The sequence below is a fragment of the Pseudomonas sp. 67(2021) genome, from assembly GCF_017491835.1.
GTDB lineage: Bacteria > Pseudomonadota > Gammaproteobacteria > Pseudomonadales > Pseudomonadaceae > Aquipseudomonas > Aquipseudomonas atacamensis.
This window is the reverse complement of sequence record NZ_JAFGYL010000013.1, coordinates 39,062-54,250: the sequence shown is the minus strand read 5'-3', so window position 1 is coordinate 54,250 and position 15,189 is coordinate 39,062. Positions and strand designations below refer to the sequence as shown.

General features: G+C 59.8%; 16 protein-coding genes. 9 read left to right on the top strand and 7 right to left on the bottom strand.

The genetic code is table 11. The annotated features are described in order from the left end of the window. Positions 1–14 precede the first annotated feature (14 nt). Both J5M66_RS16910 and J5M66_RS16905 read left to right on the top strand, forming a co-directional pair. Positions 15–1,526 (top strand): cytosine permease, encoded by a 1,512-nt coding sequence (locus J5M66_RS16910; protein ID WP_125917806.1) that lies wholly within the window; start codon positions 15–17, stop codon positions 1,524–1,526. A gap of 157 nt (positions 1,527–1,683) precedes the next feature. Then, on the top strand, positions 1,684–3,063 hold the full coding sequence (locus tag J5M66_RS16905) for a sodium:solute symporter (protein WP_039761028.1): 1,380 nt from the start codon (positions 1,684–1,686) through the stop codon (positions 3,061–3,063). 161 nt (positions 3,064–3,224) lie between these two features. On the opposite strand, the gene J5M66_RS27170 is transcribed toward J5M66_RS16905, so the two are convergent. After that, positions 3,225–3,353 carry a PA1414 family protein gene (locus J5M66_RS27170; protein WP_003184145.1) on the bottom strand — a complete coding sequence of 43 codons (129 nt, stop codon included), beginning with the start codon at positions 3,351–3,353 and terminating at the stop codon, positions 3,225–3,227. A 142-nt stretch (positions 3,354–3,495) separates the two neighbouring features. After that, complete coding sequence (locus J5M66_RS16900) at positions 3,496–4,389, bottom strand: LysR family transcriptional regulator (RefSeq protein WP_123443098.1); 894 nt, start codon at positions 4,387–4,389, stop codon at positions 3,496–3,498. A gap of 103 nt (positions 4,390–4,492) precedes the next feature. Here J5M66_RS16900 and J5M66_RS16895 point away from each other — a divergent pair, with 103 nt between their 5' ends. Further along, entirely contained in the window at positions 4,493–5,674 is a 1,182-nt protein-coding gene (locus J5M66_RS16895) for an MFS transporter (protein ID WP_123442888.1), read from the top strand. Here J5M66_RS16895 and J5M66_RS16890 read toward each other — a convergent pair. The 3 genes from J5M66_RS16890 to J5M66_RS16880 all read right to left on the bottom strand — a co-directional run bounded on the left by J5M66_RS16890 (position 5,622) and on the right by J5M66_RS16880 (position 8,078). Further along, the gene (locus tag J5M66_RS16890) at positions 5,622–6,551 is read right to left on the bottom strand and encodes a DMT family transporter (protein ID WP_123442889.1); all 930 of its coding nucleotides are present in this window, start codon (positions 6,549–6,551) and stop codon (positions 5,622–5,624) included. The genes J5M66_RS16895 and J5M66_RS16890 overlap by 53 nt on opposite strands. A gap of 253 nt (positions 6,552–6,804) precedes the next feature. Next, complete coding sequence (locus J5M66_RS16885) at positions 6,805–7,197, bottom strand: DUF2177 family protein (RefSeq protein ID WP_016771156.1); 393 nt, start codon at positions 7,195–7,197, stop codon at positions 6,805–6,807. A gap of 44 nt (positions 7,198–7,241) precedes the next feature. Further along, positions 7,242–8,078: a S1-like domain-containing RNA-binding protein gene (locus tag J5M66_RS16880; protein WP_016771157.1), complete on the bottom strand. Its 837-nt coding sequence runs from the start codon at positions 8,076–8,078 to the stop codon at positions 7,242–7,244. Between the two features lie 339 nt (positions 8,079–8,417). On the opposite strand from J5M66_RS16880, the gene J5M66_RS16875 reads away from it, so the two are divergent. The 3 genes from J5M66_RS16875 (at position 8,418) to J5M66_RS16865 (ending at position 10,473) form a co-directional block, all read left to right on the top strand. Next, the gene (locus tag J5M66_RS16875) at positions 8,418–8,606 is read left to right on the top strand and encodes a hypothetical protein (protein ID WP_016985943.1); all 189 of its coding nucleotides are present in this window, start codon (positions 8,418–8,420) and stop codon (positions 8,604–8,606) included. Positions 8,607–8,809: 203 nt separating this feature from the next. After that, positions 8,810–9,526, top strand: a complete 717-nt coding sequence (locus tag J5M66_RS16870) for a TorF family putative porin (RefSeq protein ID WP_016771158.1) — start codon at positions 8,810–8,812, stop codon at positions 9,524–9,526. A gap of 77 nt (positions 9,527–9,603) precedes the next feature. Next, positions 9,604–10,473: a DUF6279 family lipoprotein gene (locus tag J5M66_RS16865; RefSeq protein WP_207808768.1), complete on the top strand. Its 870-nt coding sequence runs from the start codon at positions 9,604–9,606 to the stop codon at positions 10,471–10,473. Positions 10,474–10,594: 121 nt separating this feature from the next. On the opposite strand, the gene J5M66_RS16860 is transcribed toward J5M66_RS16865, so the two are convergent. Beyond that, entirely contained in the window at positions 10,595–10,987 is a 393-nt protein-coding gene (locus tag J5M66_RS16860) for a transcriptional regulator (RefSeq protein WP_122752047.1), read from the bottom strand. A 172-nt stretch (positions 10,988–11,159) separates the two neighbouring features. On the opposite strand from J5M66_RS16860, the gene J5M66_RS16855 reads away from it, so the two are divergent. After that, positions 11,160–11,894, top strand: coding sequence for a thioredoxin family protein (locus tag J5M66_RS16855; protein WP_206420875.1), 735 nt, complete (start codon positions 11,160–11,162; stop codon positions 11,892–11,894). Positions 11,895–11,982: 88 nt separating this feature from the next. Beyond that, on the top strand, positions 11,983–12,258 hold the full coding sequence (locus J5M66_RS16850; protein WP_206420876.1) for a hypothetical protein: 276 nt from the start codon (positions 11,983–11,985) through the stop codon (positions 12,256–12,258). A 51-nt stretch (positions 12,259–12,309) separates the two neighbouring features. Here J5M66_RS16850 and J5M66_RS16845 read toward each other — a convergent pair whose 3' ends face one another. Beyond that, complete coding sequence (locus tag J5M66_RS16845; protein ID WP_024012040.1) at positions 12,310–13,650, bottom strand: DEAD/DEAH box helicase; 1,341 nt, start codon at positions 13,648–13,650, stop codon at positions 12,310–12,312. Between the two features lie 191 nt (positions 13,651–13,841). Between J5M66_RS16845 and J5M66_RS16840 the strand changes: the two genes are divergently transcribed. Then, positions 13,842–15,140, top strand: coding sequence for a mechanosensitive ion channel family protein (locus tag J5M66_RS16840; RefSeq protein ID WP_056783642.1), 1,299 nt, complete (start codon positions 13,842–13,844; stop codon positions 15,138–15,140). Positions 15,141–15,189: the final 49 nt, after the last annotated feature.

Here is a 15,189-nt window from a genome sequence, read left to right as displayed (position 1 = left end):
GATCGGAGCAGATCATGAATAACAACAACAACGAAAAAAGCCTTAGCAGCATCGAAACAAACGGGGTCGAACAGATCCCGGATCATGAGCGCGACGCCCGACCCAGCGACTTGTTTCGCTTGATCTTCGGCGGCGCCAATACGTTTGCCACCGCTGTGCTCGGCAGCTTCCCGGTGCTGTTCGGCCTGTCGTTTCAGGCGGGTGTCTGGGCGATTGTGCTGGGTGTGGTGGTCGGTGCGCTGATCCTCGCGCCGATGGGCCTGTTCGGCCCGCTCAACGGCACCAACAACGCCGTGTCTTCCGGTGCGCACTTCGGCGTGCACGGGCGGATTGTCGGTTCGTTCCTGTCGTTGCTGACGGCAATCGCGTTCTTCTCGCTGTCAGTGTGGAGCTCGGGTGATGCGCTGGTCGGCGGTGCCAAACGCCTCGTCGATCTGCCGGAAACCGACCTGACCCTGGGCCTGGCCTACGGCCTGTTCGCGCTGCTGGTGCTGACCGTGTGCATCTACGGTTTCCGCATCATGCTGTGGGTCAACCGCATCGCCGTGTGGGCCGCGAGCCTGTTGTTCCTGCTCGGCATCTTCGCCTTCGCCCCTGCTTTCGACAGCCAGTACGCCGGCAGCGTGGCGCTGGGTCAGGCCGGGTTCTGGGCGGCATTCATCGGCGCGGCGCTGGTGGCGATGAGCAACCCGATTTCCTTCGGTGCGTTCCTCGGCGACTGGTCGCGCTACATCCCGCGTGAGACGCCGAAGGGCCGAATCATGCTGGCGGTGATCGCCGCGCAACTGGCGACGTTGATTCCTTTCCTGTTCGGCCTCGCCACCGCCACCATCGTCGCGATCAAGGCGCCGGACTACATCGCCGCGAACAACTATGTCGGCGGCTTGCTGGCCGTCTCGCCGAGCTGGTTCTTCCTGCCGGTGTGCCTGATTGCGGTGATCGGCGGCATGTCCACCGGCACCACCTCGCTGTATGGCACCGGGCTGGACATGTCCAGCGTGTTCCCGCGCGTGCTGTCCCGGGTCAAGGCGACCTTGCTGATCGGCGTGCTGTCGATCGCCTTCATCTTCATCGGCCGTTTTGCGGCGAACCTGGTGCAGAGCGTGTCGACCTTCGCCGTGCTGATCATCACCTGCACCACCCCGTGGATGGTGATCATGATCATCGGCCTGCTGGTGCGGCGCGGCTTCTACTGCCCGGATGACCTGCAAGTGTTCACTCGCGGCGAACAGGGCGGACGCTACTGGTTCAACCACGGCTGGAACTGGCGCGGTCTGGGGGCGTGGATTCCGAGTGCGCTGGTCGGCCTGTGCTTCGTCAACCTGCCGGGGCAGTTCGTCGGCCCGCTGGGCGAACTGGCCGGTGGCATCGACATCAGTTTGCCGGTGACATTGGGCCTGGCGTCGGTGGTGTATCTGACGCTGTTGCGCCTGTTCCCCGAACCTCGGGAGGTGTTTGGGCCAACGGATGTGCGCAGCCAAAGCATGGAGACGCCGGCCAAAGCGCCGTTGCGCCAGGCTGCCTGATCTAACACAAAACCCTGTGGGAGCGAGCTTGCTCGCGAAAGCGATCTGTCAGTCACATGAACATTGAATGTGCCGCAGCCTTCGCGAGCAAGCTCGCTCCCACAGAGAGATTCGACCTTAGCCTCACCATAAAAAAGACAATCGGAGACACGCCATCATGGCTTTGGATTTATTCGTCGTACTCATTTATGCCGCTGCGATGCTGATTCTCGGCTACTACGGCATGCGCAAGGCCAAGACCCACGAAGACTATCTGGTTGCCGGGCGTAATCTGGGGCCGTCGCTGTACATGGGCACCATGGCAGCGACCGTTCTCGGCGGCGCGTCCACCGTCGGCACTGTGCGTCTGGGCTATGTGCATGGCATTTCCGGTTTCTGGCTGTGCGCGGCACTGGGCTGCGGCATCGTCGCGCTGAACCTGTTCCTCGCCAAGCCCTTGCTGAAACTCAAGGTATTCACCGTCACCCAGGTCCTGGAGAAGCGCTACAACCCGATGGCGCGCACCGCCAGTGCGACGATCATGCTCGCTTACGCGCTGATGATCGGCGTGACCTCGATTCTGGCGATCGGCACTGTGCTGCAAGTGTTGTTCGGTCTGCCCTTCTGGATCTCCGTATTGCTGGGCGGCGGTATCGTGGTGATTTATTCAACGATCGGCGGCATGTGGTCGCTGACCCTGACGGACATCGTCCAGTTCGGTATCCAGACCGTCGGCCTGATGTTCCTGCTGTTGCCGATCTGCCTGTACCGCGTCGGTGGCTGGGATCAACTCGTCGCGCAACTGCCGGCGGCCAGCTTCAACTTCACCAGCATCGGCTGGGACACGATCATCACCTACTTCATGATCTACTTCTTCGGCATCCTGATCGGCCAGGACATCTGGCAGCGGGTGTTCACGGCAAAAAGCGAAAAAGTCGCCAAGTACGCCGGCACCTCGGCCGGGATCTACTGCATCATTTACGGCCTGGTCTGCGCCTTGATCGGCATGGCTGCGCATGTGCTGATTCCGGATCTGGACAACGTCAACAACGCCTTTGCCGCCATCGTCAAAGTCTCGCTGCCCGACGGCATCCGTGGCCTGGTGATCGCTGCTGCACTGGCGGCGATGATGTCCACCGCCAGCGCCGGCCTGCTCGCCGCGTCCACCACCCTTACCGAAGACCTGCTGCCGAAGCTGCGCGGCGGCAAACAGTCCAACGTCGCGGTCAGCCGTCTGTTTACGCTGCTGACGGGGATCGCGGTGTTGGGCATTGCTCTGGTCGTCAATGACGTGATCAGCGCGCTGACCCTGGCTTACAACCTCTTGGTCGGCGGCATGCTGATTCCGCTGATGGGCGCGATTTTCTGGAAGCGTGCGACCACTGCCGGGGCGATCAGCGCGATGACGCTGGGCTTTATCACCGCGCTGGTGTTCATGGTCAAGGACGGCATGGACGCGAACACGCCGATCTATTACAGCCTGGGTGTCAGCCTGGTGAGCTTTGTACTGGTCAGCCTGTTCTCGCCGCGCCCGGCGACCGTGGCAACCGCGGTGTGAATCGGCTGTAACGACTTGATGCTTTCTTCAGCGGGTGTGGCGTCGGTGGCCACACCCGTTTTTTTCGCTTGGCGAAAAGCAAAAGATCGCAGCCTTCGGCGGCTCCTACACTTTGTAGAAACTGCCGACGGCTGCGATCTTGAAATCTCTGATCGCAGGTATTAACGGCGACGTGGCTGGCGTCGGCGCTGTTCGTCGTCCGTGCGAATCGGTACCGGTTGCAGAGGCGGTTCGATCAAACCGAGGGCAACTCCCAAATCGTGCAGCCAGTTCTGGATTTTCTCTTTCATCGTCATGCCCCCTTCAGGGTGGTGCTGAGCGGCCGGAATTCTGAGGCCGCTTCGCACTGATAATAGTCCGAAGTCCTACGCAATGCTCGGCCAAATCCGCAATGATCTGTTACTGAATTGAACAGAATCTGTTGCGATTGGTTCAGGCTGTTTCACGGACGTCATGCAAAGCCACGGGATAGACCGCTTGCTGCACGTCGATCCAGGCATTCAGGTTGGCCCCGGCCATACCCTTGCGCCACATGAGCCACGTTGTCGCACCCGCGAACGGCTCGGCCAACGGATGCACGGCGACGCTTTCGCGACCTGGCAAGCTGGCCAACATCGACTCGGCCATCAACGCCACACCACTGCCGGCAATCACACAGGCGAGCATGCCCTGATACGACTCGATCTCCATCGGCCGGCCCATCGCCGCGTGGTAATGAGAGAACCACGCTTCCAGACGCATGCGATATGAACAGCCCTGACGAAAAGTGAACACCGAGCGCCCTTCCACGTCCCGCGCGGTGCGTACTGGCGGATGGTCGATTTCAGTGATCAGCACCAGCCGCTCCTCGCACAACGGCACGCCATCGAGCCCGGCCAGCTCCAACGGTCCGTCGACCAACGCCGCGTCGAGGCGGCCGGTGAGCAACCCTTCGAGCAATTCCCCGGTCGGTGCCGATTGCACCTGCAAATTCACTGTCGGGTATTGCTTGTGATACCGCGCCAGCAGCGCCGGCAGATGGATCGCCGCCGTGCTGTACATGGTGCCCAGCACGAAGTCGCCGGCCGGTTGCCCGCCCATCACCGCCGCACTGGCCTGATCGCGCAGAGCGAAGAGTTTGCCGGCGTAGTCGAGCAGCACCTTGCCCGCCGGCGACAACTGCAAGCGCTGCCGTTCGCGGACGAACAGTTCGACGCCCAACTGCTCTTCAAGCTGTTTCAGGCGCGTCGACAGATTCGACGGCACGCGATGCAGCCGCTCGGCGGCGCGGGTGATCGAGCCTTCCTCAGCGACCGCTTGGAATATCCGCAACTGGCTGAATTCCACCATCTTCTCCTGAACAGAACAAGTTGCTCACTATTATTCAATTTTAAAGAAAGTCAATCGATCCTAGCCTGACGGTCATTGCTCCTATGAAGGAAGCCCGACCATGTCGCCGCTCATACATTTATCCGCCTGTTTCGTTGCCCTGATGATGGCCATGGGCATTGGCCGTTTCGCCCTGACACCTCAGATGCCGCACCTGCTCAGCGAAGGGCAGATCGACCTCACCGCCGCCGGGCTGATCGCGGCGGCCAACTACCTTGGCTATCTGCTTGGTGCTGTGGATGCGATGTTCGCCCAACGGCCGCAGCTGGTGCAGCGTCGCCTGCATGGCGGGCTGTGGCTGTGCGTGCTGCTGACACTGGCGTCGTTCTGGGCCAACGGTTTCTGGTCGCACCTGCTATTGCGCTTTGGCACCGGGGTGGCGAGTGCCTGGGTGCTGGTGATGATTACTTCGCTCAGTCAACCGCTGGCGGCGGCAGCGGGTCGCCCGCGCTGGGGTGCTCTGGTTTTTGCCGGACCGGGTCTGGGGATTTTTCTCACAGGCTTGCTGGCGCTGGTCTCACACCGCTTGCAGCAGACATCGGCAACCCTGTGGCTGATTTACGCGGCCGCCGCGTTGCTGATGATGCTCGGCGTCTGGCGGTTGTTACCGCAGCCCGCAGAGGTAACGAAGTCGGCGGTCGTCCCGGCGACATCAGCGAACCGAGGCATTGGCAGGCTGGCGCTGGTATATGCGCTGTACGGCATCGGCTACATCATTCCGGCAACGTTCCTGTCGCAGATGGCTAACGCGCAGTTTCACGGCCAGTGGCAGGCGGATCTGTTCTGGCCGTGCTTTGGCCTCGGCGCGGCAATCGGTGTGTGGTTGGTGAGTCTGCGCCGACATGATCCCGAGACCACGCGGCACTGGCTGATGGCGACGTTGTGGCTGCAAGCGGCCGGAGTGTTCGCCTGTCTGCTGGGCAGCGGCCTCGGCCTGGCGTTGGGGGTGATCCTCTGCGGCACGCCGTTTCTGGCCTGCATGCAACTGGTCATGCAGCGTTCGCGAGAGCTGGCGCCCCACGCCACTCAGCGCAACGCCGGGATGCTCACGGCGTGCTTCGCTGTCGGCCAACTGAGCGGCCCGCTGCTGGCGGCGCTGAGCAGCCATTTCAGCGGCGGTTTGCAGCCAGCGCTGTTGATCGCCGGCGCCGGCTTGTTGCTGGCCGGCGCGCTGGCAATGCAGGCAAAGGCTACTGGCCCAGCGCCTTGCGCAAACGGCGACGCAGCCACTGTTCGGCGCTGACGAAAGTGATGCCGAGCAGCACCAGTACGGCGCCGATGACGAAGTTCACGCTCAACTGTTCGCCGAGCAGCAGCACGCCGAAGGTCACGCCGAACAACGGCGTCATGAACGAGAACACCGCAAGGTTGGCCGCCAGATAACGGCGCAGCAGCCAGAACCACACCAGGTAGCTGAAGAACGACACCACCAGCCCTTGGAACAGCACACTGGCCACCGCCACGGTAGTCAGGCTGACGTGGGTGATCTGGCCGCTGAACAACGCGATCAACAGCAGACCGAGGAAACCGACCATCAGCTGATAAAACAGGGTCAATGTCACCGGCGCTTCCGACAGTCGCGAGGCGCGCACCACCACGGTGGTCGCGCCCCAACAGGCGCCGGCCAATACGCCGAAGGCATCGCCCAGCAGCATGCGCCGATCAAGGTTGTCCCACGACACACCGCCGGCGAAGGCAATCGCGATGCCGATGAACGCCAGCAGAATCCCCAGCCATTGCAACGGGCGCAAACGCTCGCTGGCCAGCAGGAAATGCACGCCGAGTGCGGTGAAGATCGGCGCGGTATACAAGAACACCGACATATGCGCGGCGGTGGTCAGTTGCAGACCTTCGGCAATGAACAGAAATTCCAGACCAAACAGCGCACCGGCCAGCAAGCCGCCGCGCCAGGTGCTGCCGACCTGATCCCAACCGCCCTTCCAGCAGATCAGCAAACCGACCAGCAACGCAGAAATTCCCGAGCGCCCCGCCGCTTGCATCACTGGCGCGATGTCCGTTGCCGCCCACTTGATCAGGACTTGCTGCACACCCCAGATCAGGCACAGGCCGATCATCACTTGCAGGGCAAAACCGTCGGCATTGCGCCGCTCGGCACTCACCGCAACACCTCGAACACACACAACATGGCAGGCCATCCAATGGTCAGAAAACAGTGTCGGGGATTATCAATCAGTCGCGCGGAAAAAGCCGTCTGGAAAAGACATTAAGTTGGTCAGTGGCGTCAGCGCTGAATGGTTGACGGCTGCGCCGTCATTCGCGAGCAAGCCCGCTCCCACAGAGGGTTCGGTGAACATGTGGGAGCGAGCCTGCTCGCGAAGAGGCCAGCATTGCCAACACAACTGCCGGATCAGCTCAGGCAAATCGCTTCGCCATCAAATAACCCACCGTGCAGGCAACCGCCGTCGCCACTGTCCCCCACGCCCAGTCCATCAAACTCACCTGCACCGACCAGTCGCGCAAGGTCGCCCAATTGGTCAGGTCATAAGTGCCGTAGGCCACCAGCCCCAACAGCGCACCCAGCTTCGCCGCCCTCTGCCAGCTCAGCGCCGGCAACACGACAAACACCACGCAGCCAATAACGTACAGGCAATAAAAAACCGCTGCGGGCAACAGCAGCGGTTTTTCCAGCATCAGCGAACCGAGCAGTTCGCGATAGGTCGGCGCCATCAGCAGCCCGAGCCAGATGCCGTCGAGCAGCAGAAACGTCAGCAGCGTTGCGACGTAAGCGATCAGCGCCTTTTTCATCGATCCAACCTCTTGTGTGGCCTGCAACATGGGCCACTCAAGGCTCAGGTTAGTTCAATGCGATCGGCGTGAATGACGATCTTGCCTTCCTTGTACAGCGAACCGATGGCTTTCTTGAAGTTGCCCTTGCTGACACCGAACAGGCTGCTGATCAACGCCGGATCACTCTTGTCACTGACCGCCAGGGTGCCGTCGTTTTCGCGCAACTTGCCGAGGATCTTCGAACTCAGACTGCTCGCCGCTTCCTGACCAACCGGTTGCAGGCTCAGGCTGATCTTGCCGTCGGCGCGCACTTCCTTGATGAAGCCTTTCTCGCGCATGCCCGAACGCATGAACTTGAAGATCTCGTTCTTGTGGATCAGGCCCCAGTGCTTGTTGTTGATGATCGCCTTGAAGCCCATGTCGGTGGCTTCGGCCACCAGCAGATCAACTTCCTGGCCCGGGCTGTAGGTGGCCGGGGTCTTGTCCAGGTAACGATCAAGGCGCGCGGTGGCGGTGATGCGGCGCGTGTGTTTGTCGAGGTAGACGTGCACCACGCAGTATTCGCCAGCAGTCATCTGGCGCTTTTCTTCCGAGTACGGCAGCAACAGATCTTTCGGCAGCCCCCAGTCGAGGAACACGCCGATGCTGTTGACTTCAACCACTTTCAGACTGGCAAATTCGCCGACCTGAACTTTCGGTTTTTCCGTGGTGGCGAGAAGTTTGTCTTCGCTGTCCAGATAGATGAATACGTTGAGCCAGTCTTCATCTTCGCTGGGAATATCTTTGGGGATATAACGGTTGGGCAAAAGAATTTCGCCGTCGGCACCGCCGTCCAGATATAAACCGAAGTTAGTGTGTTTAACCACTTGCAAACTGTTGTAACGCCCGACTAAAGCCATTTCCGAAACCCTCAATACGTGGGCGGCATTCTACCCGTTTTTGCCGCAGACGTCGGGCGACAGATCCTCGCACCGGGAAATCTGCTTCAACGTGTTGATTTTGCTTGATCACTGCCCTACGGGGTGCCGCTCGTCAGTCCGGTCCGACGCTTCACAGCCGTGCTGATTTGCCTCACTTCAATTAAATGTTCTTATTTAAAACAGCAGGTTAGCTGCTTATTACGAGTGAGCGGCCGGTAATAATGCAGCGTTACGGTTGGTTAATCCGGGGGATATTTACCAAGCTATTGTCAAGTTATTCCTGTACGATGCCTGGCCGAGTTACTTTTCTAAAGGTTAATGGCCGCCATGCGTGTAAAAGCATCCACCAGCAAAGCAAAGCCAGCTCCAGCCGTTGAAACCAGCGAATCGATCAACGATCAGATCGCAGCATTCCTCAAGTCCGGCGGCGAGATCCAGCAAATTGCCAAAGGCGTCAGCGGCCAGACATTCGGCCCGTCCAAGCAGATCAGCCTGGGCAAGAAGTAATACCGGTTTCACCCCGTCCAGAGGCGCTTTGAGCTTCGAAGCGCCTGGACTGGCACCGCGCAACACCCCTTCGCTTTAAACAAAAATTCCCGAAAATCGACGAACGGCCATCAATGCCGGGCATTCGTCGGTATCCTTGAACGCGTCTAGATCAAGCGTTTCAGCAGGCCTTTGCCCTGCGCTCGCGGTTCATGGAGTGACGCATGCGCCCATTTCCCTGTTTATTGTTCGTCAGCCTGCTGTCAGGCGCGACCGCGCACGCGCAGGTTTTTCAGGGTGAACTGGGTGACTTCGATCTCAAGCTCGGCACTACGCCCAGCCGCAGCATGGCCCAGGGCCTGGTGAAACCGGCGGCGGTCGGCTCGTTCCACGGTGGCCTTGATCTGAGCCACGACAGCGGCGTGTATTTCGGCCAGTACGCGCCGAGCATGGGCATCAGCCCGGGCAAGAACCTCGAGATCGATTCCTACGTCGGCTTCAAGCAGCCGTTCGATCAGGTGCTCGGCTATGAAGTCGGGATGATCCATTACAGCTACCCACGCGTGGACACCCTCGACAGCCAGGAGCTGTTTGGTGGCCTGACTCTGCTCGGCAGTCGCTTCGGCATTGCCCTGAGCAACGACCCGGATAAACAGAACAACACCTTGTTTGCCGACCTCACTGGCAATCAGCCGTTCGGCATTGGCGTGAGCATGAAATACACCACGCACCAGTTGAATACACCGGCGGCGGTGGACGGTGGCTATATCAGCAGTTTCACTGATTGGTCGGTGAAACTGTCGCGGCCATTCATGGGCGTCGATCTTGATCTGATCTACAGCGACTCCAGCCTCAGCGGCAGTGATTGCTCGGCCTATTCCGGGCACAACAGCGAGTGCGACGGCCTCGTCACCCTCAAGGCTGTACGCACGTTCTATTGATCGGCTGAACTGCCGCGCGCATCCTGCATCACATAAGAATCAGATTTCCGACGCCAGGCTCTCGCAAGGATTTGCCCATGTCTCGCTGGTTCAAACAGATTGCCGCCCTGCTGATCTTCACCCTCGCCCTCGGCGCTTGCAGCCGCGTGGGCCTGGCCTACCGCAACCTCGACGTCATCATCCCGTGGTCACTCAGCGACTACGTGGACATGAACGGCGAGCAGAAAGACTGGTTCAATGAACGCCTCAAGGAACATCTGAGCTGGCACTGCACCACGCAGTTACCGGGTTACCTCGACTGGCTGGACCGTTTGCAGGCCATGGTCGAGAGCAATCAGGTGAGCGACGCCGCGCTGCAGGAGCGCACCGCCGAAGCCAAACAGGCCATCGCCGAAACCGCCCGGGAAATAACCCCTTCGGCCATCGAGTTGCTGCAAGGACTGGACGATAAACAGGTGGCAGAAATGAACGAAGCGTTTGCCAAGGATTTGCGCAAACGTCAGCAGGAATACGTGAAACCACCGCTGGCCCAGCAGATCAAGGAACGCGGCGAGCGCATGGAAAAACGCCTGAACGATTGGCTAGGCCCGCTCAGTGATACACAGAAACAACGCGTCGTGGCCTGGACCAATGCCTTGGGCGACCAGAACACCCAATGGATCGCCAACCGCGCGCACTGGCAGCAACAGTTCAGCGCCGCCGTTGCGCAACGCCAAAGCGCGGAATTCCCACAACGCATCGAGACGCTTCTGGTCAACCGCGAGCGCTTATGGACAGCGGATTACCGCAAGGCCTACGCCAACACCGAAGCCCAGGCGCGCTCGCTGTTTGTCGACTTGATGGCCGAGAGCACGCCGCAACAGCGTGAGCGTTTGTTGAAGAAAATCGAGGGAGTGCGTAAGGACTTCAATGACCTCAAGTGCCTGAAGGCCGCGAAGAAACCTTGAAATCACTGGAATCCAATGTGGGAGCGAGCCTGCTCTCGAAAGCGGAATATCAGACAGATCAGATGTCACTGACAGACCGTATTCGCGAGCAGGCTCGCTCCCACAGGGGGATTTCGCTGGTTCAGGCGATTTGAGCCTTTGAAGCGACTTCATCAAACGTCACCTCATTCAGCGCATCCTCCTGCTCATCCAGCACCTGACGCGGATGGTCGTTGCCGGGGATGCTGCTGTCGATCAGGCTCAGCAGGCTGGAGCCGCGCGGGGTCAGAATGAAGTTGTTGCCAGTACTGCCCTCGTGATCCGGCCGTGGCTCGATGAATCCGCGCTCCAGCAAGAGCTTTTCATAATCACAGGCCAGGGTTTTCAAGTGATCGAGATTGTCGATCGGCTCGCCGGCGCTGGCTTTCTCGGCCGCGTAGTCTTCGGCATAAGCCCGGGGAGCGAAGCTGTGGCCAGCGCTGTTCTGCACTTCATGCAGCAAACGTTCAATCAAATCCCAGTTATAAGTCGTCATCCTGATCCAACCTCCGGTGCGGGTGATTTTGTGCCGCTTTCAAGGTTGTGACCGAAGCGCTGCGCAGCCGTTCAGCAGTATTTCCGGACCCGACCGACCGGCGGCTGTCGATTCCCTCGCACGATGAACGACTAGGCTGAAACAGCCGGTTCAACCCGCAGGAGACATCGTCATGAACGTTACAAACCATCCGGTGGTATCACGCGAAGAATGGCTCGCCGCCCGTCAGCAGCATTTGGCCCGCGAAAAAGCCTTCACCCGAGACCGCGATCGCCTCAGCGCCGAGCGCCGCGCCCTGCCGTGGGTGAAAGTCGACAAGGACTATCATTTTCAAGGGCCGAACGGCGAGCTCAAGCTCAACGACCTGTTTGGCAACAACAGCCAGTTGATCATCTACCATTTCATGTTCGCCAAAGGCTGGGAGCAAGGCTGCCAGGGCTGCTCGTTCCTCAGCGACCACATCGACGGCGCCAACCAGCACCTGGCCCATCACGATGTTTCGGTCTTCGCAGTTTCCCACGCGCCGTTCGAGGAATTTCAGGCATTCAAACAGCGAATGGGCTGGAAATTCGCCTGGGTCTCGTCAGAAGGTTGCGATTTCAATTACGACTTCGGCGTCTGCGCCCGGGCTGAAGACGTCGCGGCGGGAAAGGCTACCTACAACTACGAAAAAACCGACAGCGCCGAGGAAGAAATGCCGGGGCTGAGCGTGTTTTATCGCAATGACGAAGGCGAGATTTTCCACACCTATTCCACATACGCGCGCGGTCTGGACATGCTGGTTGGCGCTTACCACTATCTGGATCTGACGCCCAAGGGCAGGAATGAAGACGAGATCATGGAATGGGTTCGGCATCATGATCGCTATGACGGTGCGCCAAAGTCAGGCTGCTGCCATGCCGATTGAGCGCAACCCTGCCCCCACAGTTTCTGAACTTTTGCCAGGCTTCAGGCCTCAACCGCTTACCTGCCTTAACCGGAACTGAGGCCTGCCCATGAAAACCCTGATCAAGCTGTCCCTCGCCGCTACCCTTGTCTGCGCCCTGCCCGTCTGGGCCTGCACGCCGGAAGAGGCGACGATCAAACGCGAACAACTGGCCAAGGAAGTCTCCAAGCTCACCGAGCAGAATCCGGAAAAGGCCAAGGAGATCAACGCCGAGTTGCAGAAAATGGATCTGGGCACGGCCAGTGCGGATCTCCCAGACAAATGCCAGTTGATCGATCAGCGTTTGAAGGAACTGGGGTCGGCGCAGAAGAAAGCCGACAGTTAAGGACGAAAAAAAACCGGACAATGTCCGGTTTTTTTATGCGCGTTCTATAGCTTACTCAGCCGCAGGCTCGGCTGGCTTGCGGCGCTTGAGCGGGGCCATGCCGTCGCTGCTCACCAGAGAATCCGGCTTTGGACGGTTGACGCTCTTGCGCTTGGTCGGCGTCTTGGCGGCGGTTTTCTTTTTGTCGCCCTTGGCGTCAGTCTTTTTCTTCTTCACGCCGACGGCTTTACCCGAAGCCTTGACCTTTTTCGGCCCCCCGTAGGTGCCTTTGACTTCCTTGATCGTGCGGCGCTCGAAGCTCTGCTTCAGGTAGCGCTCGATGCTCGACATCAGGTTCCAGTCGCCGTGGCAGATCAGCGAGATCGCCAGGCCATCGTTACCGGCACGGCCGGTACGACCGATGCGGTGTACGTATTCGTCGCCGCTGCGTGGCATGTCGAAGTTGATCACCAGATCCAGACCGTCGACGTCCAGACCACGGGCAGCAACGTCGGTAGCGACGAGGATCTTCACACCGCCCTGCTTCAGGCGATCGATCGCCAGTTTGCGATCCTTCTGGTCTTTCTCGCCGTGCAGCACGAACGCCTTGTATTCCTGAGCCACGAGGCGGCCGTAGATGCGGTCGGCCATGGCGCGGGTGTTGGTGAAGACGATGGCCTTCTGGTAGGTCTCGTTGGCCAGCAGCCAGTTCACAATCTGCTCTTTGTGCTGATTGTGGTCGGCGGTGATGATTTGCTGACGAGTCGTCGAGTTGAGCTGGCTGACCGCGTTGAGCTGCAAGTGCTCCGGGTTGTTCAGGACCTTGGCGATCATCTCGCGCAGACCGGAACCGCCGGTGGTCGCAGAGAACAGCATGGTCTGCTGACGGTTCGGGCACTCGTCGACCAGACGCTGCACGTCTTCGGCGAAACCCATGTCGAGCATGCGGTCGGCTTCGTCGAGCACCAGCACTTCGACTTCTTTCAGGTCGAGGTTGCCGGCATTGAGTTGCTCGATCATCCGCCCCGGGGTGCCAATGAGGATGTCCGGCACTTTGCGCAACATGGCGGCCTGGACTTTGAAGTCTTCGCCGCCAGTGATCAGGCCGGACTTGATGAAGGTGAACTGCGAGAAGCGTTCGACTTCCTTCAAGGTCTGCTGGGCCAGTTCACGGGTCGGCAGCAGGATCAGCGTCTTGATGCTGACGCGGATCTTCGCCGGGCCGATCAGGCGATTGAGGATCGGCAGGACGAAAGCGGCGGTTTTGCCGCTACCGGTTTGCGCCGTCACCCGCAGATCACGCCCCTGGAGCGCCAGCGGAATGGCCGCGGCTTGCACAGGCGTTGGCTCGACAAATTTCAGCTCGGCCACAGCTTTGAGCAGGCGTTCGTGCAGGGCGAATTGGGAAAACACGGGTGCTACCTCGAAGATATGCAAAAAAACAGCTGCATAGGTTACCGGTTTCGAGCGCTCAGGCCGAGTTTCTTTGTGCAAACGCCGACAATCAGTGGTTTTTTTGTTGCCCGATTTGTCACTCGCTGCAATACACAGCGTCTTAAATGCTCTAATCGGCCCTCGCGTCTTACAGAAGAAATGTTTCGCTTATGGATATCAAACAGCTCTGGCTCAAAGCCCAAGGCCTCTGGGGCACGCTCGAAGAGCACCCACTTCTGCAATCGGGACTGGCGCTGCTGGTGCTGCTGGTCATCGCGCTGGTGCTCGGACGGGTGGCGCGTTACCTGATCCTGCACGCCAGCCGCATGCTCGGCCGCCAACCGGCGCTGCACTGGATCAATGACTTCCGCCACAACAAGGTGTTTCAACGGCTGGCGCAGATGACGCCGTCGCTGGTGATCCAGTTCGGCCTGCACCTGGTGCCGGAGCTGAGCAAAACCGCGATGAATTTCCTCGGCAACGTCGCCCTGGCGTTCACCATCCTGTTCCTGCTGCTGGCGGTCAGCGCCCTGCTCAACGCCCTGCTCGACATCTACGCGCGCACCGAGCATGCGCGTACACGCTCGATCAAAGGCTACGTGCAACTGGCGAAAATGGTTTTGTACGTGTTCGGCGCGATCATCATCGTCGCCACCCTGATCGACCGCTCGCCGCTGTTGCTGCTGTCGGGTCTGGGTGCGATGTCGGCAGTGATCCTGTTGGTCTACAAGGACACGCTGCTGTCGTTCGTCGCCAGCGTGCAGCTGACCAGCAACGACATGCTGCGCGTCGGCGACTGGATCGAAATGCCACAAGTCGGCGCCGATGGCGACGTGGTCGACATCACGTTGCACACCGTCAAAGTGCAGAATTTCGACAAAACCATCGTCTCGATCCCGACCTGGCGGCTGATGTCCGAGTCGTTCAAGAACTGGCGCGGCATGCAGCAGTCCGGCGGTCGGCGGATCAAACGCAGCCTGTTCATCGATGCCAGCGGCGTGCGCTTCATCCGCGACGACGAGGAAGAAAAGCTTTCCCAAGTGCACCTGCTGACCGACTACATGGGCCGCAAGAAAGCCGAGCTCAAGGCCTGGAACGAAGCGCAGGGCAATGTCGCGGCAATGTCGGCCAACCGCCGCCGCATGACCAACATCGGCACCTTCCGCGCCTACGCGCTGGCGTATCTGAAGAGTCATCCGGAGATTCAGCCGAACATGACCTGCATGGTCCGGCAGATGCAGACCACCGCGCAGGGCATTCCGTTGGAAATCTACTGCTTCACCCGCACCACGGTGTGGGCCGATTACGAGCGGATTCAGGGGGATATTTTCGATTACCTGCTGGCGGTGTTGCCGGAGTTCGGGCTGAGCCTGTATCAACAGCCGAGTGGCGGGGATTTACGCGCAGGCTTGCTGCCGGCGGTGTTGGGCTCGGCGAGTATTCCGGAGCCGGAAAAACACCTGATGTAACCCAAAGATCAAATGTGGGAGCGAGCCTGCTCGCGAATGCAATGTGTCA